The organism is Frankia sp. AiPs1, assembly GCF_023716945.1.
GTDB lineage: Bacteria > Actinomycetota > Actinomycetes > Frankiales > Frankiaceae > Frankia.
Genome location: NZ_JAMQQF010000019.1, coordinates 1 through 22,963 on the forward strand (window position 1 = coordinate 1; position 22,963 = coordinate 22,963).

18 protein-coding genes are annotated in these 22,963 nt (G+C 70.6%); 10 read left to right on the forward strand and 8 right to left on the reverse strand.

Annotation, left to right across the window (positions count from 1 at the left end; genetic code table 11):
- Positions 1 to 839 (reverse strand): serine/threonine-protein kinase (locus ND748_RS04265; protein WP_251744162.1); only part of this gene is annotated, 839 nt, incomplete at its 3' end.
- Between the two features lie 469 nt (positions 840 to 1,308).
- Positions 1,309 to 2,016, reverse strand: a complete 708-nt coding sequence (locus ND748_RS04270; protein WP_251744163.1) for an IclR family transcriptional regulator — start codon at positions 2,014 to 2,016, stop codon at positions 1,309 to 1,311.
- Positions 2,017 to 2,185: 169 nt separating this feature from the next.
- On the opposite strand from ND748_RS04270, the gene leuC reads away from it, so the two are divergent.
- The 3 genes from leuC (at position 2,186) to ND748_RS04285 (ending at position 5,099) form a co-directional block, all read left to right on the forward strand.
- Entirely contained in the window at positions 2,186 to 3,583 is a 1,398-nt protein-coding gene (leuC, locus tag ND748_RS04275; protein ID WP_251744165.1) for a 3-isopropylmalate dehydratase large subunit, read from the forward strand.
- A gap of 121 nt (positions 3,584 to 3,704) precedes the next feature.
- Positions 3,705 to 4,292 carry a 3-isopropylmalate dehydratase small subunit gene (leuD, locus tag ND748_RS04280; RefSeq protein WP_251744167.1) on the forward strand — a complete coding sequence of 196 codons (588 nt, stop codon included), beginning with the start codon at positions 3,705 to 3,707 and terminating at the stop codon, positions 4,290 to 4,292.
- 522 nt (positions 4,293 to 4,814) lie between these two features.
- A complete protein-coding gene (locus ND748_RS04285) occupies positions 4,815 to 5,099 on the forward strand; it encodes an HU family DNA-binding protein (protein ID WP_009742300.1) in 285 nt (94 codons plus the stop codon).
- Between the two features lie 20 nt (positions 5,100 to 5,119).
- Here the strand turns inward: ND748_RS04285 and ND748_RS04290 are convergent, their stop codons facing one another.
- Positions 5,120 to 7,318, reverse strand: coding sequence for an RNA degradosome polyphosphate kinase (locus tag ND748_RS04290; RefSeq protein WP_251744169.1), 2,199 nt, complete (start codon positions 7,316 to 7,318; stop codon positions 5,120 to 5,122).
- A gap of 350 nt (positions 7,319 to 7,668) precedes the next feature.
- Here ND748_RS04290 and ND748_RS04295 point away from each other — a divergent pair, with 350 nt between their 5' ends.
- Both ND748_RS04295 and ND748_RS04300 read left to right on the forward strand, forming a co-directional pair.
- A complete protein-coding gene (locus ND748_RS04295; RefSeq protein WP_251744171.1) occupies positions 7,669 to 8,685 on the forward strand; it encodes a transglutaminase family protein in 1,017 nt (338 codons plus the stop codon).
- Between the two features lie 299 nt (positions 8,686 to 8,984).
- Positions 8,985 to 11,492 carry a bifunctional diguanylate cyclase/phosphodiesterase gene (locus ND748_RS04300; protein ID WP_251744172.1) on the forward strand — a complete coding sequence of 836 codons (2,508 nt, stop codon included), beginning with the start codon at positions 8,985 to 8,987 and terminating at the stop codon, positions 11,490 to 11,492.
- A 70-nt stretch (positions 11,493 to 11,562) separates the two neighbouring features.
- On the opposite strand, the gene cofC is transcribed toward ND748_RS04300, so the two are convergent.
- A complete protein-coding gene (cofC, locus tag ND748_RS04305; protein WP_251744174.1) occupies positions 11,563 to 12,315 on the reverse strand; it encodes a 2-phospho-L-lactate guanylyltransferase in 753 nt (250 codons plus the stop codon).
- Positions 12,316 to 12,855: 540 nt separating this feature from the next.
- On the opposite strand from cofC, the gene ND748_RS04310 reads away from it, so the two are divergent.
- The gene (locus ND748_RS04310; protein ID WP_251744176.1) at positions 12,856 to 13,866 is read left to right on the forward strand and encodes an NAD(P)H-dependent glycerol-3-phosphate dehydrogenase; all 1,011 of its coding nucleotides are present in this window, start codon (positions 12,856 to 12,858) and stop codon (positions 13,864 to 13,866) included.
- Positions 13,867 to 14,024: 158 nt separating this feature from the next.
- Here the strand turns inward: ND748_RS04310 and murA are convergent, their stop codons facing one another.
- Entirely contained in the window at positions 14,025 to 15,425 is a 1,401-nt protein-coding gene (murA, locus tag ND748_RS04315) for a UDP-N-acetylglucosamine 1-carboxyvinyltransferase (protein WP_374215844.1), read from the reverse strand.
- A gap of 122 nt (positions 15,426 to 15,547) precedes the next feature.
- The gene (thiD, locus tag ND748_RS04320) at positions 15,548 to 16,372 is read right to left on the reverse strand and encodes a bifunctional hydroxymethylpyrimidine kinase/phosphomethylpyrimidine kinase (protein WP_251744178.1); all 825 of its coding nucleotides are present in this window, start codon (positions 16,370 to 16,372) and stop codon (positions 15,548 to 15,550) included.
- A gap of 267 nt (positions 16,373 to 16,639) precedes the next feature.
- Between thiD and ND748_RS04325 the strand changes: the two genes are divergently transcribed.
- Together ND748_RS04325 and ND748_RS04330 are read left to right on the forward strand one after the other, a co-directional pair.
- A complete protein-coding gene (locus ND748_RS04325) occupies positions 16,640 to 16,873 on the forward strand; it encodes an Lrp/AsnC family transcriptional regulator (protein WP_009742309.1) in 234 nt (77 codons plus the stop codon).
- 414 nt (positions 16,874 to 17,287) lie between these two features.
- Positions 17,288 to 17,716, forward strand: a complete 429-nt coding sequence (locus tag ND748_RS04330; protein WP_374215845.1) for a DUF3515 domain-containing protein — start codon at positions 17,288 to 17,290, stop codon at positions 17,714 to 17,716.
- A gap of 46 nt (positions 17,717 to 17,762) precedes the next feature.
- Here the strand turns inward: ND748_RS04330 and ND748_RS04335 are convergent, their stop codons facing one another.
- Positions 17,763 to 18,866, reverse strand: a complete 1,104-nt coding sequence (locus tag ND748_RS04335) for a D-alanine--D-alanine ligase family protein (protein WP_251744184.1) — start codon at positions 18,864 to 18,866, stop codon at positions 17,763 to 17,765.
- Positions 18,867 to 19,197: 331 nt separating this feature from the next.
- Between ND748_RS04335 and ND748_RS04340 the strand changes: the two genes are divergently transcribed.
- Positions 19,198 to 20,367 (forward strand): HNH endonuclease signature motif containing protein, encoded by a 1,170-nt coding sequence (locus ND748_RS04340; protein ID WP_251744185.1) that lies wholly within the window; start codon positions 19,198 to 19,200, stop codon positions 20,365 to 20,367.
- 6 nt (positions 20,368 to 20,373) lie between these two features.
- On the opposite strand, the gene rpmB is transcribed toward ND748_RS04340, so the two are convergent.
- A complete protein-coding gene (gene rpmB / locus ND748_RS04345) occupies positions 20,374 to 20,562 on the reverse strand; it encodes a 50S ribosomal protein L28 (RefSeq protein WP_055409184.1) in 189 nt (62 codons plus the stop codon).
- A 217-nt stretch (positions 20,563 to 20,779) separates the two neighbouring features.
- On the opposite strand from rpmB, the gene recG reads away from it, so the two are divergent.
- Positions 20,780 to 22,957 carry an ATP-dependent DNA helicase RecG gene (recG, locus tag ND748_RS04350; protein WP_251744187.1) on the forward strand — a complete coding sequence of 726 codons (2,178 nt, stop codon included), beginning with the start codon at positions 20,780 to 20,782 and terminating at the stop codon, positions 22,955 to 22,957.
- Positions 22,958 to 22,963: the final 6 nt, after the last annotated feature.

Consider the following 22,963-nt stretch of genomic DNA (forward strand, 5'->3'; position numbering starts at 1 on the left):
GCGCCAGCGCCGGCGGTGCCACGCAGGCCCACTTCGAGGGCCTCACTGAGGTCGTCGGCCGCCTCGGCGGCGCTCGCCGGCCGCCGCCTCGGGGACTTGGCGAGCATGCCGGCGAGCACGTCCCACACCGGCGCCGGCACGCCGGCGATGGGCTGGGGGTCGTCCTCTCGGTGCGCCCGCAGCAGTTCCGCGGGATTCGTCGAGTCGAACGGCGGCGACCCGGCGAGGAGCTCGTAGAGCACCACTCCCGCCGAGTAGACGTCGGCGGCGGGCGTCGGAGGGGCTCCGGTGCCGAGCTCGGGCGCCATGTAGAGGGGGGTGCCGATCGGCCCGGTCGCGCTGACGCGGGACGGCGTGCTGATCACGCGGGCGATGCCGAAGTCGGTGAGACGGACGATCGGGCGGTCGGGCTGCGACGTGTCGATGAGGATGTTCTCGGGCTTGACGTCCCGGTGGACGATCCCGGCGGCGTGCACGCTGTCGAGCGCCCAGAGGGTGCCGACAGCCAGCCGGACCGCCTCCTGGGCGGGCCGCGGGCCGAACTCACGCAGGTGCGCTCGCAGGTCAGGGCCTTCGACGAGATCCATCACGATGGCCAGCGCGTCCGGCTCGTTGACGAGGTCGCGGACGGCGACGAGATCGGGGCTGTCGAGATCCACGAGGAGATCCCACTCCCGCAGGAACCGATCGACGATCTCCGGATCGCCCGCGAGCTCGGGGCGCAGCACCTTGATTGCCACCGCGGTGTCGTCCTGGACCCGGACACCTCGCCAGACCTGGCCGGTCGTACCCTGCCCGAGCAGCTCGTGCAGCACGTACCGCGAACCCAGTTTGCGCACCGCGCCCTGTCCCTCCTTGGCACCGCACGAGGCGGCCGAACCTACGGCGGCGCCGCCGCGGGGCGACGAACGCCCGGCCATGCGGAACCCGGAAGAGTCCTCCGGACGGCCGTCCCCAGTGCGCGGGCGACCTTTATCGCTTGCTCGCTGGATGGCAATGACCCCACTGGGTCATCCGGACTACTTCTCCGATCATCCGAGACGGACGACTCGAACAGGCTACGACGGGGGAAGGGCACCGCCTGCGGCGGGGGAGACCCACGCCACCGGAACGTCGAAAAGCAGCCGGCGGGCGTAGTCCGCGTTCCGTTTGGTTGTGGGGCCCGATCGGGGCATCCGCAATCTCGAGAAGGCCAGGACAAGCGGTGGAAACGTGTGCGCGTGGTCACGCCAGCCGCGCGCAGGACCCGACCGGTCCCCGCGAGGCGGCCGACCTGCGGTGGCCTGGGGTTGACGGCGAGTGGATCCGTCAGTCGACGGCCGATGTCGACAGCCGCGCCGCCGCGGCGAGCACGGCCACCCCGTGGCGGCGCCCGGGCGATCGGGTCAGGCGTTCCACCGGGCCGGACAGCGACACCGCCGCAATCACCGTCCCGGATTCCCCGCGCACGGGGGCGGACACCGAGGCCAGCCCGGTCTCCCGCTCGCCGATGCTCTCGGCCCAGCCACGCTCGCGCACCAGGGCGAGCGTCCCGCTGCCGAACGGTGCGGCGGAGAGCAGGTCGGGGTCGGGCTGATCCGCGAACGCGAGCAGGACCTGTGCTCCGGATCCCGCCGTCATCGGCAGCGCGGCGCCGATCGGAACCGTGTCGCGCAGGCCGCTCGCCCGCTCGGAGGCGGCCACACACAGCCGCAGGGCGCCGCGCCGGACGTAGAGCTGGGTGCTTTCTCCAGTGACATCGCGCAGGTCGGTCAGAATCCGGTCGGCCCGGTCGAGCACGTCCCAGGGCAGCGGGGTGGCCACCCCGGCTGCCAGCCGCGGGCCGGGGACGAACCGGCCGGCGCCGTCCCGCCCGACGAGGCGGTGAATCTCAAGTGCACTGGCCAGGCGGTGCGCGGTCGCCCGGGTGAGCCCGGTCCGAGCGACCAGGTCGGCGAGGGAGGCCGGCCCCTGCTCCACAGCGGTCAGGACGAGTGATGCTTTGTCCAGGACCCCGACTCCGCTAAGCTGTTCCATAAGTTGATACTGCCATCCCAGATTATGGGACGCAAGATCGGTCAAGATCGGTCAAGATCGGGCAAGACGCAAGATCGGGCCAGTGGTGCGCCAGTCGTGGCACGACCCGAACTCAGGACTGTCGGACGACCGCGCGGGCAGCTCGCCCGGCGCAGGAGGGGAGTGGGCCATGGGGCGCACGCTCGCGGAGAAGGTCTGGGACGCCCACGTGGTGCGCCGCGCCGAGGGTGAACCGGATCTGCTTTATATCGATCTGCACCTTGTGCACGAGGTCACCTCGCCGCAGGCGTTCGAGGCGCTGCGGCTGGCCGGCCGGCCGGTGCGCCGCCCCGACCTGACCCTCGCCACCGAGGACCACAACGTGCCGACCACGAACACGCTGGCGCCGATCGCGGATCCGATCTCCGCGGCCCAGGTCGAGGCGCTGCGCAAGAACTGCGCCGAGTTCGGGGTGCGGCTGTACCCGATGAACGACCCCGGCCAGGGCATCGTCCACGTCGTCGGGCCGCAGCTCGGGCTGTCCCAGCCGGGGATGACGATCGTGTGCGGCGACAGCCACACCTCCACCCACGGCGCGTTCGGGGCGCTGGCCTTCGGCATCGGCACCAGCCAGGTCGAGCATGTGCTCGCGACCCAGACGCTGCCGCAGCGTCGCCCGAAGACGATGGCGGTCACGGTCGACGGCGACCTGCCGGCCGGCGTCACCGCGAAGGACCTCATCCTGGCGATCATCGCCCGGATCGGCACCGGCGGCGGTGCCGGACACGTCATCGAGTACCGCGGCGCGGCGGTCCGGGGCCTGTCGATGGAGGGTCGGATGACCGTCTGCAACATGTCCATCGAGGCCGGGGCGCGGGCCGGGATGATCGCTCCCGACGACACGACGTTCGAGTACCTCGCCGGTCGGGCGCACGCCGCCACCGGACCCGACTGGGACGAGGCCGTGGCCTACTGGCGCACGCTGGCCTCGGACGACGACGCCGTGTTCGACCGGGAGGTCGTCATCGACGCCGCGAGCCTCACCCCGTACGTGACCTGGGGGACCAACCCGGGCCAGGCGGCGCCGCTGGATTCGCTGATCCCCGCGCCCGCCGACTACGCGGACCCGGCCGCGCGTGCCTCTGCCGAGCGGGCGCTGACCTACATGGGACTCACGGCGGGCACGCCGTTGTCCGCGGTCACCGTCGACACGGTGTTCATCGGCTCCTGCACCAACGGCCGGCTCAGCGACCTGCGGGCCGCGGCCGACGTGCTGCGGGGGCGGCGGGTGGCCGACGGCGTCCGGGCCCTGGTCGTTCCCGGGTCGATGCAGGTCAAGGCGGAGGCCGAGGCGGAGGGGCTGGACGACGTCTTCCGGGCCGCCGGAGCGGAGTGGCGCAGCGCCGGCTGCTCGATGTGTCTCGGGATGAACCCGGACACGCTGAGCCCGGGGGAGCGCAGCGCCTCCACGTCGAACCGGAACTTCGAGGGGCGCCAGGGCCCAGGCGGGCGGACCCACCTCGTCTCGCCGGCCGTCGCCGCCGCCACCGCGGTCACCGGCCAGCTCACCGCCCCGGCGCAGCTGTAGGCACGAGCCCGTGCGGTCGCCGCGCCCGTCGAACCGGTGGGTGCCCGATGACCGCGACCGTCATCCCGATCACGACCGTCATTGCGATCACGACATCGTTCAGAGGGGAGCGTTTCCGGCGATGGAGGCGTTCACGATTCACACCGGTCGGGCCGTGCCGCTGCGGCGCAGCGACGTCGACACCGACCAGATCATTCCAAGCGAGTGGCTCAAGCGCATCGAGCGCACCGGGTTCGGCGCCGGCCTGTTCTCCCAGTGGCGGGCCGACGAGGGCTTCGTGCTCAACGACCCGGCCTTCGCCGAGGCGTCGATCCTGGTCGCCGGCCCCGACTTCGGCACCGGCTCGTCGCGTGAGCACGCCGTCTGGGCGCTGCAGGACTACGGCTTCCGGGCGGTGATCTCGCCCCGGTTCGCCGACATCTTCCGGGGCAACGCGCTCGGTAACGGACTGTTGCCGGTGCAGCTTCCGGCGGAGACGGTCGAGTCCCTGCAGACGGCCGTGGAGCAGGACCCGACCGTGGAGATCACCGTCGACCTGGCCGCTCGCGAGGTGCGGGGAGCCGGCCTGGTGGCTCCGTTCGAGCTCGACGACTTCACCCGCTGGCGGCTGATGGAGGGACTCGACGACGTGGGCCTGACCCTGCGGCACGAGGAGCTGATCACCGGCTTCGAAGCGACCCGGCCGGGCTGGCTGCCCTCAGCGGTGTAGCGCCCGCGCCTGGGCGTCCCGACGTCGGCGGCAGCCCCGGCCGCGGATCCCGCCCCGGCCGGGCAGAGACCTGCAGCACAGTCGATTCGGCCCCGCCACGCGACCATCGGCCCCGATGTGACGAAACTAACATCGGGGTCGATGTGCGGGCAGGTCTGCCCGAGTAGGCGTTCGACTACTGAGCGGCGCCAGCCTGTTCGCCATCGCCTGCGGCGTTTGGTTGATTACGTAGCAGAGCTGGCAGCGCGGTGGCGGAGGTGGCTGGGTATCAAAGCGTGACATTGCGCCCAAAAAAATGGACGCCTCTCACTACCCAACGTGATGAATCTACCGGATGCTGCGCGCTGGTCGTACAGCACGCATCCCGTCGCCCACCGGCTCGAACCCGCTGACGTGCGGGTTTGTGTGACGCGACACGGTCGCGGGAATTGCCCTCGACAGTGGAGATGCCTACGGTGCAGCGCAGTGTGATGCCCGATCTGCTCCCCACCCCGCGCCTGCGGGGGGCGTCCGGAGGTTGTTGTGAACAAGTCCCAGTTGGTTGACCGCATCGCCCAGCAGATCGAGGGCGGACGGTCGAACGCCACCAAAGCCGTCGACGCCGTGTTCGACGCTATTCAGGAGGCCGTCGCCAGCGGCGAGAAGGTGACCATCACCGGATTCGGCGTGTTCGAGCGGGTCGAGCGGGCCGCGCGCACCGGGCGCAACCCGGCGACGGGTGAGCCCGTGCACGTCGCGGCCTCGGTCGTGCCGAAGTTCCGGCCCGGCTCCGAGTTCAAGTCGAGCGTCTCGGCGAGCGGCGACTGATCCACGGTGCGGGCGCCGGGCTACCGGTGCCCGCGCCGCATGGCCTCGGCCATGAGATCGTGTTGATAGTCCGACAGTCGGACGTCGTCCGGTCCGGCTGTCCGCCGTTCCCATCGGCCGTCGGACTGCAGCACCCACCCGGACACCTCGTCGGAGAAGGCGTGATCGAGGATGCGGCGAACGGTGTCCCGGCGCTCCGGATGGGGCACCCGGACGAGCGCCTCGATCCGCCGGTCCAGGTTGCGATGCATCATGTCGGCGCTGCCGATCCAGAACTCGTCCGAGGAGGCGAACTCCAGGACCCGGCTGTGCTCGAGGAAGCGGCCGAGGATCGACCGAACGTGCACCGTCTCCGACAGACCCGGCACGCCGGGCCGTAGGGCGCAGATTCCCCGCACCAGGCAGTGCACGGGGACGCCCACCATGGACGCGCGGTAGAGCGCGTCGATCACCTGCTCGTCGACCAGACTGTTGACCTTGAGGCGGATGCCGCACGGACGGCCCTCCTGCGCCGCCCGCGCCTCCGCTTCGATGCGCTGCAGGATCCCGTCCCGCATGTGCTGCGGAGCGACCAGCAGCGAGCGGTACTCGGTCTGCCGGCTGTACCCGGTGAGCACGTTGAACAGATCGGTGAGGTCGGCGCCCACCTCGGGATCGGCGGTGAGCAGACCGAGGTCCTCGTAGAGCCGCGCGGTCTTGGGGTTGTAGTTGCCGGTGCCCACGTGGCAGTACCGACGCAGCCCGCCACGTTCCTGCCGGACGACCAGACAGGTCTTGCAGTGGGTCTTCAGTCCGATCAGGCCGTAGACGACGTGGCAACCGGCTCGCTCCAGCTCGCGCGCCCAGCGGATGTTGGCACTCTCGTCGAACCGAGCCTTGATCTCGACCAGCACGACGACCTGCTTGCCCGCCTCGGCCGCCGAGACGAGAGCGTCCACGATCGGGGAGTCGCCGGACGTGCGATAGAGCGTCTGCTTGATGGCGAGGACGTGCGGATCGGCGGCGGCCTGTTCGATGAACCTCTGTACCGAGGTCGTGAACGAGTCGTACGGATGGTGGACGAGGACGTCCCCCTCGCGCAGCACGCTGAAGAAGTCGGGCGTCTCCCCCTCCTCGGTGATCAGCCGAGGATGGGTGATCGGAACCCGTGGCGCGTCCTTCAGCTCCGGCCGGTCGAGGTCGTACAAGGCCCACAGGGCCGACAGGTCGAGCATCCCCGTGACCCGGTGCACCTCCCGCTCGGTGACCTCGAGCTCGCGCATGAGGAGTGCCAGCAGGTCGGAATCGATGTCGTCGTCGACCTCCAGCCGGACTGCGGGTCCGAAGCGTCGGCGGGCCAACTCCCGCTCCAGGGCCTGCAGCAGATCCTCCGCCTCGTCCTCCTCGACCTCGAGGTCGGCGTTGCGGGTGACCCGGAACAGATGGGAGTCGATCACCTCCATGCCGGGGAAAAGCTGGTCGAGGTGGGCGGCGATCACTTCTTCGAGCGGCACGAAGCAGGCGCTCTCTGCCGGCGTCGGGCCGTCCGCGGGGAAGTCCCCGGTCGGATCCACCGCTACGGAGACCAGCCGCGGCACGTTCTGCGGCACCTTCACCCGGGCAAAGTGGTCGATGTCCCCGCCCGGCTCGCGGACCTGTACGGCGAGGTTGAGCGAAAGGCCGCTGATGTAGGGGAACGGATGCGCCGGGTCGACCGCGAGCGGGGTGAGCACGGGGAAGATCTGCTCGTGGAAGTAGTCGTGCAGGTGTTCCCGCTGGGCCTCGCTGAGCTGGGACCAGAACCGGATACTGATCCCGGCGTGCGCCAACGACGGCACGACCTCGTCGGTGAAGCAGCGCGAATGCCGCTCCGTGAGCTGGGCGGTGACCCGGCTGACCAGGCCGAGCTGATCCCGCGCGCTCAGGCCGTCGGCCGAGCGAACCGCGAGTCCGGTGGCCTCACGTCGCATCAGACCGGCGACCCGGACCATGTAGAACTCGTCGAGGTTGCTGGCGAAGATCGCCAGGAACTTGGCGCGCTCCAGCAACGGAGTGGAGACGTCCTCCGCGAGCGCCAGCACCCGGGCATTGAAGTCGAGCCAGGAGGTCTCGCGGTTGATGAACCGATCGGCTGGCAGATCGGACGGCGCAGGCGAACGGGGCGCCTCCAGAGGTTCGAGCAGGCCGCTGCGGGCCTTGCGCTGAGGCTGTTCGGAACGGGTCGCCACCAGCTCGCTCATGCCTGTAGATGGTGCCAGTCGGCGGTGAACTCGGCAGCGCGGGACGATGTCCGGATACGGCGGCACCGATGACGCATCAGGGGCATCGCGGCAAAACGCCGGTTCGATCCGTGCCCGTTGTAGTGGTCTGGTCGCGCGTCGGTGGTCGGCTGCCGGGCGCGGGGCCCATCGTTAACGGCATGGAAACAGTCGAAGGCGACGATCGGCAGTGTGATGGAAACATCCTCCGTAGATCGGCCATTTCGGCAAAAGCGCATCCTTGCGGTCGTTCGCGGGTCAAGCGTGCACTGCGTGTCTGATATCACAGTAATTGCCGGGCTGGTGCTGGTGTGGCGGGACCTCCGTTGAGGATGTCGGAGCCGCTCGAACCCGGCGGGGCTGCGACACCGCCGCAACCCTCGGCGGCGTCCGGGAGCGATCTGCCCGGGGGGGACCATCCGAGGGTGGCTGCCGTCAACCTGACCGACCTGCCGGCCGGGACGCGGGTGACCTATCGGGTCGCGCAGCGCTTCCGATACACCTACGACGGCGAGGCCACCGATCTGGTCCACCGGCTCGTCGTGGTCCCGCCCAACAGGCACGGCGACCAGACCGTCCGCGACTCCCGGCTGGCGGTCTCCTCCGACGCGGCCCGCACGACCTGGCGACGTGGCGCCGACGGGACGCGCAGTGCGCTGGTGCGCCTCGACCAGGTGCCCCCCCGGCTCGACTTCGATGTGACCGTGTCGATCGACCGGATCGCCGGGGGTGGGCGGCCATGGCTGCGGGCCACCGCCCTGGCCGGCCGTCGGCTGCTCGACGCCACCCCGCTGACCGCACCGGACCCGGCGCTCACCGCGGCGGCCCGCGCCCTGGCCACCGACGATCCGGTAGCGACGGCGCGCCGGTTCTGTGGCTGGGTGCACAGCCGAATTCGGTATGTCCCCGGCAGCACCGAGGTGACGACCACCGCGGCCCAGGCACTCGCCGGCGGCGCGGGGGTCTGCCAGGACCAGGCGCACGTGATGCTCGCCCTGTGCCGCGCGGCGGGGCTGCCCGCCCGCTACGTGTCCGGGCATCTCGTCGGGGACGGCCCGTCACATGCCTGGGTGGAGGTCGTCATGAGCGGTGGCGTGGCCGATGGCGTGGACCGGACCGGCACGAGGGGGGCGGCAGCGGCCGGCGTGGCCGGCTGGGAACCCGGCGCCGTCGCCGTCGCCTACGACCCGTGCCACGATCGGCTCGCGGATCTCCGCTACGTGACGGTCGCGGTCGGCCGCGACTACTCCGACGTCGCGCCGACGTCCGGCTGGTACACGGGAGCGGGGCGGGGGACCCTGACGGCCAGTCAGCAGGTCACCGTCGTCGACGTCCAGTCCGTTCCGTGATCTTCCCGCCGGCGGTGTCCCGTCCACGGGCGGTCATCACCGTGGGTGACGCGCCTGACCGGGGTCGGGTCGTGACGGTCGACCCGATGGACGCCCGGGAAGACCGCGCGGCACGCGAGGCATCTACCTACTCTTTGTGATAGAGCGATCACGCGCTACGTTGACGATGGGCGCCAACGCGCTTGTTAATGACATCCGGTGATTTTGTCGGCCGTTTCCGTCGTTCCATGAGGATTCTCTGCCCATGAGGATTCTCTGCCTCAGACGGCCGACGCACCGGGAGGAGGGCGGGACGGGGAATGCTCGTCGACGCCGCCGCGATCGCTGCCGGCCTGACCGCGACGCTGAGCTGCGCGTGGTCCGGACGTCGGCTCGGCCGGCCCCGTGGCCGCTGGCTGGTCTGGCTGTCGTTCGCGTTGACCGCCTGGACCGTGGGGCAGGCGGCATGGACGCTGCACCGCTGGGACCGGCTCGCCACCGCCCGCCCGTCGGTCGCGGACGTCGGGTACCTCGCCGACGCCGGGCAGCTCGCCATGCCCGTCCTGGCCCTCGCCGCTCTCGCCGCGGTACCGGCGAGCCGGGTGCGGCGTTCCCGGGCCCGATGCACGCTGCTTGCCTCCTCGACCTCGGTCCGGGGACTGGGCGAGATGGGCTGGCCCGCCGGCGGAGGCTCGCGGCTGGGCCGCCTCGCCGACGGCCCGCGGTCTGCCGGCGGGCCCGACGGCGCGGGTGGTGGTGCTACGGGTGCGGGTGCTGCGGGTGCGAGTGCTGGCGGCGGTGGCGGGGGCGAGGGGTCCCGGTTGACCGACGGGCTCGTCGGTGTGCCGGCCGCGGCTCTGGACGAGATCATCCTCGGTGGTTCGCTGTTCCTACTCACCTGGTCGGGCATCCTGGCGGGCCTCGGCGAGGCCGACGCCACCGCCGCTGGCGGGGGCGAAAGCGGCGTCGGGGTGGTGCGCCAACTGGCAGCGGTCGCGCATCCGATCGTCGTCCTCGTCCTGGCGCTCGCGGTCCTGCATGTCGCGGGCTTTCGCCAGCCGGTCGACCTGCCGGCCGTCGCCGCGGCCGGGACCGGCCTGGTGTTCCTGGCGGTGGTCGGAGCCTGGTGCAAGCAGGTCGGCGGCGATGCCGGTCGGCTGGGTAGCTCGTTGGCGGATCTTGGCGCGGTAGCCGGCGCCTTGCTCGTCGTCCTGGCGGCGTGGCGAGCGGGTTGGGCGGGTGACGGGGGTCGGGCGGCTCGAGACGGGCCACGCGGCGACCTTGTCGGCTGGCTGCGGCTCGCGGCGCCCTACGTTCCCGCCGCCGGCGTCGGCGCGCTGATGCTGGACCGATCGCGGGCAGGCGTCGTGCTCGACCCGGTCCAGATCGTGGTCGGCTCGGCCCTGATCGCCGCCGTCCTCGTCCGGCAGATGGTCACTCTGCGGGCGAGCCAGCGGCTGGTGGCGCTCGTCGGGAGCGCCGAGCGCGAGGTGCAGCACTGGACCTCGCACGATTCGCTCACCGAGCTCGCCAATCGCACGCTGTTCCACCAGCGGCTGACCGACGCCCTCGCCGCCAGCCGCCGCGACGGTCGGGACGTCGCCGTCCTGTACTGCGACCTCGACGACTTCCGCATCATCAACGACAGCCTCGGCCACGCCGCCGGAGACCACCTGCTGCGTGCCGTCGGCCAGCGCCTGCGACACTGCGTGCGCGTCACGGACACCGTCGCCCGGCTGGGCTCCGACGAGTTCGCCGTGCTGCTCGACGGGGGGCAGGAGCTGCCCGAGTCGGTCGCCGAACGCGTGCTCGCGGCCCTGCGCCAACCCGTGTCGGTGGGCGGCCATCACTGGCCCGCGCGGGGCAGCGTGGGGCTGGTTGTGGCCGGCCGTACCCAGGAGACGGCCGAGGCCCTGCTGCGCCGGGCCGACACGGCCGTGCACGCGGCGAAGCGGACGGGCAAGAACCGCCTGGTCGTCTATCGGCCCGGGTTGTGCGCCGCACCCGGTGCCCATTTCGCCGACGGCACCCATCTCGCCGACGCACTGGCCACCGCCCTGCGCCGCGGCGGCCGATCGGCCGGATTCGACGTCCACTACCAGCCCATCGTGCGCCTGCGTGACCGCAGTCTCGTCGCCCTGGAGGCGCTCGCCCGGTGGACGGCACCGGGCTGTGGACCCGTGCCGCCCGGCACCTTCGTCGCCGCCGCGGAGAACGGCGGCATCGTCGGCACCCTCGACGACATGGTCCTCACCCAGGCCTGTACGGAGATCGCGGTGGCCTACCCGGACTCGCCGTTGCGCCTGCACGTGAACGTCTCGGCCAGCAGGGTCGCCGACACGACCCTGCTCGACAGCGTCGCCCGCGCGCTCGCAGCCAGTCGCTTCGATCCCCGACGTCTGGTCGTCGAGATCACCGAGACGAGCCGGATCGACGACCTGCACGGTGCGCGCGAGGTGCTCGACGAGGTGCGTGCGCTGGGCGTCGCCGTAGCACTGGACGACGTTGGCGCGGGCAACAGCACGCTCGCCGCGATGCACCTGCTTCCTGTGGACGTCGTGAAGCTGGACAGGACCCTGCTGGAACCTCCCCAGGATGGGGGCCGGGCCGCGGCGATGCGCCGCTCGATGATCATTCTGGCGCACGCCCTCGGCGCCATCGTCGTCGCCGAGGGCATCGAGCGCGAGGGCCAGATTGCCGAGCTGGAGGAACTCGGATGCGAGCTGGGTCAGGGGTACTTCTTCGCGCGGCCGGGTCCGCTGCCCCTTTCGCCGATCCGGCCGTGGCCTCCCGCCGGCGGGCCGCTGCCAGGCCCCGAGCCGTCCTGAGGGACAGCCCCAGCCGCCTGACACCGCCTGGTTGGCGGTCCCCGTCCCTGCCGGCACCCGCCGGGCCTGATCAGGGCACCGGCGCCCGGGCGACCAGGAGCGCCGCCGTCGTTGCGCCACCCACCCCCAGGTGGCGTGCCTGCGCGAGATCGTCGACGGTGTCGACGTCGCGTCGTAGCCCAGGAACCGAGGACCCGAGGGTGTCGGTCAGGTCGACGGCGCCTGAGCGGCGGTGCGCATCGTGGCTGAGCGGTCCGAACGACGGGCCCAGCGGCGACCCGGTTGCGGCGGTGAGTAACACGGTGCCCGTGCCCGCCGCGTCGGCGAGGACCGCGCGGCGGTGGTTGCCGGCGGCCGCCAGCGCCTGGTGCAGCTCCGCGGTCCGCAGCGCCGGCAGATCCCCGGACAGGGCCGCCAGCGGGTGCCCTGGCCAGCGGCCCGCGGCAAGCTCTGCGCCGTGCGCCAGGGCCGGATTGAGGCCCTGGTCGGGGGTGTCCGGAACAACGACGAGGCGGGCCCGCTCCCGCGTTGACAGCGCGAGGGTCGGTGCCCGACCCGCTTCGTGCCCGGCGCCGATGTCACCCTGGTCCCGCAACTGCCACAGCGCTCGGCGGACCGTCTGATCATTGGTCACGATCACCACAGCGCCGACGAGGTCGGTTGCCGAGGCGAGCACGGCCGTCACCGTGTCGAGGGCCATCGCGAGCGCCAGCCGGCTACGGTCCGGCCGGTCCAGCCGGCTCTTCGCCCGCGCCAGGTTCTTCAGCGGCAGAAGGACCGTCCAGGACGCCCCGCCTCGTGGGAGCCACACGAAGGTGACCATAGGCCATGACGCCGGGCGGCGTCGCGACCCGACGTCCCGGTCCGGTTGGTGGCCAGCGGAGTCAGGGGCACATTTCGCCGGAGTCGGCCGACGTCGCGCGTTGCTCGTGGGGTGAGCGTCGTCTGCACGCGTATCCCCACTGTCCGCCTCCAGTCGCTGCCCGCGTTGATCGTGCGGGTGGCGGGCACGGCCCTTCGCTGAGCGTGGCCTCTCGGCGGTGGAGTCGTGGGAGTCTCCCTGGTGGGCGGCAACGTCGTTGGTGAGCGCCGCATCCTGCGTGATGCCCGCCAGAGCGGCGTCTACGGTCGAGTGTGAGGACGCGGTGGGCACGCCATCGCGCAGCGTCGGGGTGCTCGCCGCACCGGACGTCGACGCCGGTCCCGTGACCCATCCGGAGGGAACCATTACCGCCGATCCCAACAACCGGTCCGAGGATGCCGCGAGCGGTGTCGCGGCCCTGCCCCCGGCCCCGGCCCGACCCGGCGGGTCCCGCGCCGGCGCGATCGTGGTCGGTCGTCGCGCTGCTCCCGGGAGGACAAGGTGAGGCGGGTTGCGGTGCTGACCGCCGGGTCGTGGGGGACCGTCTTCGCGAAGGTCCTGGCGGATGCGGGCGCCCGGGTCGGCCTCGTCGCCCGAGACCCGGAGGTCATCCGCTCGATCAACAACCGGCATGTCAACCCCCGCTACCTGCCTTCGGTTCAGCTCCCCGACCGGATCCGGGCGATGTCCGATCCGGGCAGCGCGTTGGCGGGCGCTGAGCTCGTGGTGCTGGCCGTTCCCTCACAGGCGCTGCGTTCGGTGCTCGCCCGCTGGGTGCCGCGGATCGCGCCCGACGCGATCTACGTCAGTCTGATGAAGGGGGTCGAGGCGGGTAGCCGGCTGCGGATGAGCCAGGTCATCGCCGAGGTCGCCGGAGTGACGCCGGACCGAATCGCGGTCGTCAGCGGCCCGAACCTGGCCCATGAGATCGCTGCGGAGCATCCGGCGGCGACCGTGGTCGCCAGCACCTCGACCCGGACGGCGGAAGTCGTCCAGGCTGCCTGTTGGACCCCCTACTTCCGGCCCTACACCAACCATGATGTGACCGGTTGCGAGCTCGGCGGCGCGGTAAAAAACGTCATCGCCCTTGCTGCGGGCATGCTCGAGGGAATGGGTTTCGGTACCAACAGCCTCGCCTCGCTGATCACCCGAGGTCTGGCCGAGACGGCACGGCTGGGCATCGCGTTGGGTGCGGAACCGATGACATTCGCCGGTCTGGCGGGGCTCGGTGATCTCGTGGCGACCTGCGGCTCGCCGCTGTCGCGTAACCGGACCTTCGGCGAGAAGCTGGGGCGCGGACTCAGCCTGGAGCAGGTGGAGGCGGAGCAGCGGCAGGTCGCGGAGGGGGTGCGGTCCTGCCGACCGTTGCTGGCCATGGCCGATCAGCTAGGCGTCTCGATGCCCATCACGCAACAGGTCGAGCGGGTGCTCTATGAGGGTCTGCCGCCGCTGGAGGCGGTCAAGGATCTGATGAGCCGGGAGCCGGGGCCGGAGTACCGACCACATCGGTGACGTCGGGGCCGGACCGGAGCGGCCAGCCGCGGATGACACTTCGGCTGGCTTTGGCATGAGCTCCTGGCTTTGGCGTGGGGCTCGTGGCTTTGGCGTGGCCTCGATGGCCTGGCACTGGCTCGTGGGCCTGGCATGGCTCGATCGGGCGGGAGGCTCGATCAGGCGGGAGGCTCGGGTGACGGGCTGGCAGCGCGGGGGGCGGGCACCGGATCCGCGTCGACGCGGGCCCCGATCGAGCGCAGCTTGCCGACCGGGTCCTCATATCCGCGCTCAAGGAATCTGGTTCCGCGGATGACACTCGTTCCGTCCGCGACCAGCGCGGCGAGCACGTAGGCGAAACCCGCCCGCAGGTCAGGAATCGTAAGATCACAGCCGGTGAGGGGAGTCGGGCCGCTCACGACCGCCGAGTGCTCGAAGTCGCGGGCGGCGAACCGGCACGACTTTCCGCCGAGGCAAAGCGTCGACAGCGCGATGTCGGCGCCCATCTCCGCGAGCTGGCGGGTGTAACCGAACCGGTCCTCGTAGATCGTCTCATGGATCACCGAGGCTCCCCTTGCCTGGGTCAACAACACCACCAGCGGCTGCTGCCAGTCGGTCATGAACCCAGGGTGCACGTCGGTCTGCACATGCGCGGCGGTGAGCGGCCGGGCTCGGAAGAACGTCATGCCACGAGGGGTCACCTCGAACTCGCCGCCCAGTCGGCGCAAGTGGTTCAAGAACGTCATCAGGTGCTCCTGCCGGGCGCCGATCACCTCCACCCGTCCCCCGGTGGCCACCGCGGCGGCAGCGAATGACGCCACCTCGATCCGGTCGTGGATGGGCGCGTGCGTGGCGCCGCGCAGCGTTGCGACGCCCTGGACGACGATCGTCCGGTCGGTCTCCACGTCGACCAGGGCACCCATCTGCTGCAGGAACAGGATGAGGTCGACGACCTCCGGTTCCACCGCGGCATTGGAGATTACTGTGGTGCCCTGCGCGCGCACCGCCGCGAGCAGCAGGTTCTCGGTCGCGCCGACGCTCGGGAACGGCAGGGCGACGTGGGTGCCGCGCAGGCCGAGGGTCTTGACCTGCACGGAACGCACCTGTTCGACGATCTCCGCACCCATCGCCCGCAGCCCGGCGAGATGGAAGTCGACTGGTCGCTTCCCGATACGGCACCCGCCCGGGAGCGGGATCACGGCCTCGCCGACGCGGTGCAGCAGCGGACCCATCATGAGGATCGGGATGCGGTTCACCCCGGAGTAGGCCTCCGACAGTGAGGCGTCGACGATCCGTTCGGTGGTGAGCCGCACCGTGTGTCTGTCGAGCCATTCCACCTGGGTGCCGAGGTCCGTGAGCATACCCAGGACGACGTCGACCTCGGCGATGCGCGGGACCCGGGTGAGCGTGCACGGCTGTGGGGTGAGCAGGGTGGCCACCAGCAGTTTGGTGACCGAGTTCTTGGCGCCGGATGCCTCGACCGAGCCCCGCAGAGGAGCGCCGCCGCTGATGCGGTACCACCGGTGGTCCGCGCCTGCCGGCGAGTCGCCTGCCTGGGTGGCCACCCCCTGGGTGGCCACCGCAGTATTTTTCGGCCCCACGGGCTACCTCCCACGGCGATGATGCGGATGCGTCAGGTCACATGCGGCGGGGCGATTGAACCAGACATCGCACTGCTTGGTTCGGTCCGGACCACTGCCGGCTACCTGCGGAGACGATAACCGTGATCTACCGGGCCAATCCCCGCCCCGAGGGGGAAACCGGCCGCGAGCGCACCACCGACGTACTCTTTCGCGGCCTGAACTGCCCGCGTCGGGGAGTCTCCTCGCGCCAGTCTCGAGGCGATCGCAGAGGCCAGGGTGCAGCCGGTGCCGTGAGTGTGTCGCCGATCCATCCGACGGCCGCGCAGGAGGATCTCCGTCGAGCCGTCGGTCAGCAGGTCGACCGCGTCGCCGGGTAGATGACCGCCCTTGATCAGTACCCAGCGTGGCCCCAGCGCGAGCATCGCCGCGGCGGCCCGGGGCAGGTCGGCCTCGTCCCGCACGGTCACACCGGTCAACAGGCGGACCTCGTCCAGGTTCGGAGTCGCGATCGTCGCCCGCGGCATGAGCTGCCGGCGGACGACGTCGACCGCGTCCGGTGCGAGCAGCGGGTCGCCGTGCTTCGACACGCCCACCGGATCGACCACGACCGGGGCGCTGATGCGCTCCAGTTCCGTGGCGACCAGGGCGACGAGGGCGGCCGAGGACAGCATGCCGGTCTTGACCGCGTCGACCCCGATGTCGTCCACCACCGCCCTGATCTGGGCACGGACCGCCTCGGGTGGTAGATCCCAGACGCCATGGACGCCCAGCGAGTTCTGCGCCGTCACGGCGACGATGGCGCTCATCCCATGGACGCCGAACGCGAGCATCGTCTTGAGATCAGCCTGTATCCCCGCCCCACCACCCGAATCGGAGCCGGCGATGGTCAGTACCCGGGGCGGCGCCGAAGGTGCTGGCGCGGCGACGGGAGCGGGTTCGATCACGAGACGCTCCGAACCCTCATGTGTCTCCTCGAGCTTCACTATCAGTAGCGAGAATCGTGGTTGCCATCACAATCGGGTACGAGGTCGGGCCGTCGCACCCCAGGATTGGGGCCGGATGAGCGTGTGGGGGGCGTCGACCGGCGCCCGTCGGTCGAGTCGAAGAAATTCCTCGGCCTCAGAGGCTCTCATCCGGCCCGTTTGCCTGTTACCTTCTGTCGGCCCGTAGTTCTGCTCGACGGGCTGTTGACGTCCGACGAGGGAGCGTCTGTGGTCCACGCGTACATCCTTATCCAGACCGAGGTCGGCAAGTCGGCGTCGGTTGCCAAGGAGATCGAGCAGATCCCTGGGGTCACCCAGGCAGAGGACGTGACCGGTCCTTACGACGTCATCGTGCGCGCCGAAGCGCCCACGGTGGACGATCTGGGCAAGATGGTCATGTCGAGGGTGCAGTCGGTCGACGGCATCACCCGCACACTGACCTGTCCGGTCGTCCACTTCTGAGGGCCGCGGGCCCGTGCCTCGGTGGGGGCGGCGGGCATGCTGGCGCTCCGTCCGCCGATCGTTCGCTCGGGGATCCTGACAGGAATGCCGGCAGACCCTGACCGTCGGTCGGCGGTGGTTGCCGCCGATGGGGTCGACGGCGCCCAATGGGCGGCCCCTGCGATGGCCACAATCGGGTCGTGACAGCAGTGGGTCGTGACAGCAGTGGGTCGTGACATGCAGGGTCGACGTCAGCCGGCCGCCCAACAAGCGGCCCGGTCGGGGGCAGCTTGGCGGATGGCCTCCGGGCGACCCGACTCGAGTCGGGTCGGGTCGGGGAGCTTCGGTTGGCGGACAGGGACCAGGCCTTCGGCTCGGGCGTTGCGCCGGGCGGCCGTCGGAGTCACCGCCTTCGGCACCGTGGGATGCCTGCTGGTGGCGGGTTGCGGTGGGCCGGGACCGGTCCGACTGACCAATGTGCCGGTACCGGTGCCGGCCGACCGGGCGTCCTGCGCAGCCCTCATCGGGGTGTTGCCGTCCTCACTTGGTCACGGGCTCGACCGGCGTCGGCTTGATCCGCCACGGGACACCGCGGCGGCCTACGGCGGGGGACCGATCGTCCTCACCTGCGGGGTCTCGGGGGTGCCGGCAAGCTACCGGCCGGACTCGATGCTGTCGGAGGTCGATGGGGTCGGGTGGTTCGCGGAGAAGCTCGGGGAAAGTGTGCGGTACTCGACTCCGACCCGGCTGCCCCACGTCGTGCTCACCCTGCCGGGTTCCGCGTCAACCGAGGTGCAACCTTTCGACATCCTTGTCTCCGTCGGCCCGGCCGTGCGGGCACACAGCGCTTCGACGACGCCGTGAGTCCGGACGGCCGGCTCCGAGGTTCACCCGGGCGTCGGCCGCGCCGTCACCGCAACCCGGCGCCGTCCCGCAGGGCGAGTTGCACAAGTCGGTCGACCAGCTGCGGGAAGGGAACCCCGCTCGCCTCCCACATCCGCGGGAACAGCGACGTCGGGGTGAATCCGGGCATCGTGTTGACCTCGTTGACGATTACCTGATCCGCTGGGGTGACGAACACGTCGACGCGCGCGAGCCCGGCGCAGTCGAGTGCTTCGAACGCCGCCACCGCCACCTGCTGCACCCGGGCCAGCGCCGTCGCCGAGAGCCGCGCGGGAATGTCGAAGCGGGTCTGATCGGAGACGTACTTCGCCTCGAAGTCGTAGAAGCCAGCCGACGAGGTAACGGTGATCTCGGCAGGAACGCTGGCGTGCGCTCCGGGCCCGTCCAGCCGGCCGAGCACCCCGCACTCGATCTCACGTCCCGTGATCGCGGCCTCGATCAGCACCTTGGGGTCGTTCGCCCGGGCTGTCTTGACCGCCGTATCCAGCTCAGCCCAGGCGTCGACCCGGCTGATGCCGATGCTGGACCCACCACGGGCCGGCTTGACGAAGACCGGCAGACCCAGGCGCTCCTGGTCGGCCTCGGACAGGGTCTGACCGGCCCGCAGCACGGCGTACGGGCCGATCGGCAGGCCCGCGGCCCGCAGCAGGGATTTCATGTGCTGCTTGTCCATGGCGGCCGCGCTGGCGAAGACACCTGAGCCGACGTAGGGCACCCCGGCCATCTCGAGGAGGCCCTGTACGGTCCCATCCTCCCCAAATGGGCCATGCAGGAGCGGGAAGACCACATCAATGTCCCCGGCCGGGCTGCGGAGCGCGTCGGCCGCATCGCGGGGGAGCAGGCGGGACGCGGTGGGGTCCGGGGCAAGCACGACGCTCACTCCCCGAGACGCCGTGACCGAGGGCAGTTCATCCCCTGCTGGCGCGAGGGCTTCCGCGTCTGGCAGGGCGACCCAGCGCCCCGCCGGGTCGATGCCGACCAAGGCGACGTCGTAGACGTCAGGGTCGAGCGCGCGCAGCACGCCGCCGGCAGACACGCAGGAGATCGCGTGCTCCGTGCTGCGGCCGCCGAACAGGAGGGCGAGTCGAATCCGACGCCTGGTGCCTGCCATGCCGGGACACTAGCGGATCGACGCCGAGGTCCGAGGCCGCCCCCGACGACGGCGTCCGGCGCCGTCACCGTTCCGGTCGACCGGCTGGCGCCGGACGGCCCGATGGTCGGCGCTGACCTGCGCCGACCGGATTGACCACGGGCGTCGGGCGAAGTCGTCGGAGCGGTGATGCATAATCGAATGCATGTTCGACTCAACTGTAGGGGCAGACGAGATCCCTCCGGACGGCGTGGCTCGGTCCGTCAACGATGAGCGCGCGAGCCGGTCCGCCTCGGTGAACCCGGACCGGGCGAGTCCGCCACCCGGGCCGGCGACCGTGTTCGGGCGGCCCGTGGACGATCTGAGCGACGACGAGTGCCTCCATCTGGACGGCCGGATCGCTCGAGAACTGGCGAGGCTCGAGGCGTGGCGGCTGCGGGTGCGGGCCAGGTTCGCCCAGCTTCGTCCGCCGCTTGCGGGCGACAAGGAAGGCGCGGAGCGTGGATTCAGCGAGTTCGCCGGGGACGAGATCGCGGCCGTGGCACGTTCCGCGCCCGCCGCCGCCGGACGCCAGCTTGAGCTGGCAGTAGCGGTGGTCAATCGGCTCCCCGAGACGCTTGCGGCGTTGGAGTCTGGCGAGATCGATCCAGACCGGGTGCGAGCGATGGCCGACGTCACGAAAAGCCTCGACGCCAGCCAGGCCCGCATGGTCGAGGCCAGGGTGCTGGCGCGCGGAGCACGGGCGAGCTGCCCCAGCTTCCGGGCCGCGGTGACCAGGTCGGTTCTCGCCGTCGACCCGGACGGAGCGCAGCGGCGTCGGCGCCGGCGGGAGCGTGATCGCCACGTCCGGACTCGCCCCAAAGAGGACGGGATGGGGGAGTTGTCGGCGCTTTTGCCCGCGGATCGGATGGTCGCCGTCTATCGGCACATCGATGCACTCGCCCGAGACGCCGGGGGGCCGGGCGACGAGCGCAGTGTCGGGGAGCGTCGAGCCGACGTGCTGGTCGATCTGGTGCTGGGGGAGCGACACGGGTCAGTCGCCACCGAGGTCTCGGTCGTGGTGTCTCTGGCAACGTTGATGGGGCTCTCGACCGCGCCTGGTGAGCTCGAAGGGTACGGTCCGATCCCGGCCGAGCTGGCTCGCGAGCTCGCCCATGGTTCACGTTCGAGCTGGCGGCGCATCGTCACCGATCCCCTTCACGGTTCGGTGCTCGACGTGGGAGACAGACGTCATCCTTCGCCGGAGATGGCCCGGTTCATCCGTGCACGAGACAGGACCTGTGTCTTCCCGGGATGCTCCAAGCCGGCACGCGACTGCGACCTTGATCATACGACGTCGCACGCGGACGGCGGGAAGACCCGGGTCGACAACACGGATCCGCTGTGCCGTCACCACCACCGGTTGAAGCATGCCGGGATCTGGATCCTGAGCCAACCGGTGCCAGGCCACCACGTCTGGACGACTCAGACCGGGCATCAGTTCGTCAGCGAGCCCGAACCCTACCTCGACGAAGTGGTGTAGATCGCGTCAGGCGCGCGCAACCTTGCCCGCCTTGATGCAGGAGGTGCAGACGTTCAGCCGTCGACGGGTGCCACCCACGACGGCTCGGACCGTCTGGATGTTCGGGTTCCAGCGACGGCGAGTGCGTCGGTGGGAGTGGGAGACCGACATACCGAAGCCCGGTCCCTTGCCGCAGACGTCGCACACCGAAGACACGAGAAACACTCCGTCGAAGTAGTAATGGTCCCGGTGCATGCCCGGGACGTCGGGCGGTCAGGACCGCGATCGTACTCATCCCGTGAGCCTGATGGCTCGATCGGGAGAACTCGCGCAGCAGCGACCTGGTTGAGGTTACCCCAGGCGCTGTGGTCCCGGTCGTGGGGCACAAGGCGATCGAGCTCGGCGCCGGCGGCGGTTCGGGCAGTATCTGGGTGTGGTCGACCTCGACACGCCCCTGAAGTCACTCCTCGGCCCGCGAGCCGCCACCCTGTTGGCGGAGGGCCTCGAGCTGAATGTGGTCGGTGATCTCCTGGCGCATCTGCCTCGCCGGTATCACGAGCGGGGCGAACTGACGGATCTCGCCGATCTGGCCGTCGGTGACACAGTCACGGTCCAGGCCCGGGTGGAGAAGATCGAGCGCCGCCCGATGCGGGGCAGCCGCCGATCCATGCTGCGAGTCACCGTGACAGACGGCACCCATGCGCTGGCTCTGACCTTCTTCAACCAGAGCTGGCGCGAACGCGACCTGCGTCCCGGGACGACAGCCCTGTTCGCCGGAAAGGTCGACGAGTACCGCGGCCTCCGGCAGCTGACCAACCCCGAGGTCCAGCTGCTGGAGTCGGAGGTCGAGAGCGACGTCACCGGCCCGCTGTTCGCGAACGCGCTGGTGCCGATCTATCCCGCCGCCGCCAAGGTACCGAGCTGGACCTTGGCAAGATGCGTCCGCCTGGCCTTGGACTCCCTCGGCCCTCTCGAGGACCCGCTGCCGGAGGAGCTCCGTCGGCGGCATCGACTGTCCACGCTCGCCGAGGCTTATCGGCTGGTGCATCAACCCTCTAACCGTGGCGAGGTGGTCACGGGGCGAAAGCGTCTGACCTGGGACGAGGCTCTGGTCCTACAGGTGGCGCTGGCGCGCCGCCGCCACGAGGTGGAAGCGTTGGCGACGACCGCCCGCAGTGCCAGGCCGCACGGCCTGCTGGCCGCGTTCGATGCCGCGCTGCCCTTCCCTCTCACGGCAGGCCAACGTGAGGTGGGTGCCACCATAGCGGCGGATATCGGGCGTCCGGTGCCGATGCACCGCCTCCTGCAAGGCGAGGTCGGGTCTGGCAAGACGGTCGTGGCGCTGCGGTCGATGCTCATCGTGGTGGACGCGGGCGGCCAGGCTGTCCTCCTTGCACCGACCGAGACGCTCGCCGCCCAGCATTGCCGGAGCCTGCGGGAGATGCTCGGCGATCTGGCGCGATCCGGCGAGCTCGGTGCCGACGAGATAGCGACTCGGGTGACCCTGGTCACTGGTTCGATGGGCGCCCGCGCGCGGCGGGAGGCGTTGGCGGACATCGCGGAGGGCTCGGCCGGTCTCATCGTCGGGACTCATGCGCTGCTGCACGAAGCGGTCGTCTTCGCGGATCTTGGTCTGATCGTCGTCGATGAGCAGCACCGGTTCGGCGTCGAACAGCGTGATGCGCTGCGGGCGCGGGGTCGGCGCCCACCGCACCTGCTTGTCATGACGGCGACCCCGATTCCACGGACCGTGGCCATGACGGTCTTCGGAGATCTTGAGGTATCAGAGCTCACCGAGTTGCCAAGCGGCCGCTCACCGATTGCCACGTTCGTCGTTCCCGCAGCCATCCGTTCGTGGACCGACCGGATGTGGGGTCGGATCCGAGACGAAGTTGCGGACGGTCGCCAGGCCTACGTCGTCTGCCCCCGAATCGGCGGAGACAGCGTGGACGACGATCCCGGCGCGCTCTCGGACGAGGCGGCGGGGTCGGCGGGACGTCCGGCGGCGACGGTGACGGACGTGCTGCCACAGTTGGTGGACGGTGAACTCGCGGGCCTGCGGGTGGAAGCGTTGCATGGCCGTCTCCCGGCGGCACAACGGGAGGCCACGATGACTCGCTTCGCCGAGGGGCAGATCGATGTACTGGTGGCGACCACGGTCATCGAAGTTGGGGTGAACGTACCCAACGCGACGGTGATGGTGGTTCTCGACGCGGATCGGTTTGGTGTGTCGCAGCTCCACCAGCTGCGGGGCCGAGTGGGGCGTGGTACCGCAGCTGGGTGGTGCTTGTTGCACACGGGGGCGGATCAGGGAACGCCAGCTTGGGACAGGCTGGGAGCGGTCGCCGCGACTAACGACGGCGCGGAACTCGCCCGACTCGATCTGGCTCAGCGTCGGGAAGGGGACGTGCTCGGCGCGGCTCAGTCAGGGGGACGCCGATCCCTGAAGCTGCTGGCGCTGCTGAGGGACGAGGAGCTGATCCGGGAGGCGCGCGTAGAGGCAACCCGACTTGTTGATGCCGATCCCGAACTGGATCAGCATCCCGCCCTGCGGCGGCTGCTTGACGCAGCGCTCGATGATGCAAGTGCGGCCTTTCTCGAGAAGGGATGACAGGGC

Bases quoted from the DNA above. Each gene is read 5' to 3' on its own strand.
- ND748_RS04295 (WP_251744171.1), top strand. From the start codon at position 7,669: ATGTCGGAGCCGCTCGAACCCGGCGGGGCTGCGACACCGCCGCAACCC.
- ND748_RS04335 (WP_251744184.1), bottom strand. From the start codon at position 18,866: ATGGCAGGCACCAGGCGTCGGATTCGACTCGCCCTCCTGTTCGGCGGC.
- ND748_RS04300 (WP_251744172.1), top strand. From the start codon at position 8,985: ATGCTCGTCGACGCCGCCGCGATCGCTGCCGGCCTGACCGCGACGCTG.
- leuD (WP_251744167.1), top strand. From the start codon at position 3,705: ATGGAGGCGTTCACGATTCACACCGGTCGGGCCGTGCCGCTGCGGCGC.
- leuC (WP_251744165.1), top strand. From the start codon at position 2,186: ATGGGGCGCACGCTCGCGGAGAAGGTCTGGGACGCCCACGTGGTGCGC.
- cofC (WP_251744174.1), bottom strand. From the start codon at position 12,315: ATGGTCACCTTCGTGTGGCTCCCACGAGGCGGGGCGTCCTGGACGGTC.
- ND748_RS04270 (WP_251744163.1), bottom strand. From the start codon at position 2,016: ATGGAACAGCTTAGCGGAGTCGGGGTCCTGGACAAAGCATCACTCGTC.
- ND748_RS04290 (WP_251744169.1), bottom strand. From the start codon at position 7,318: ATGAGCGAGCTGGTGGCGACCCGTTCCGAACAGCCTCAGCGCAAGGCC.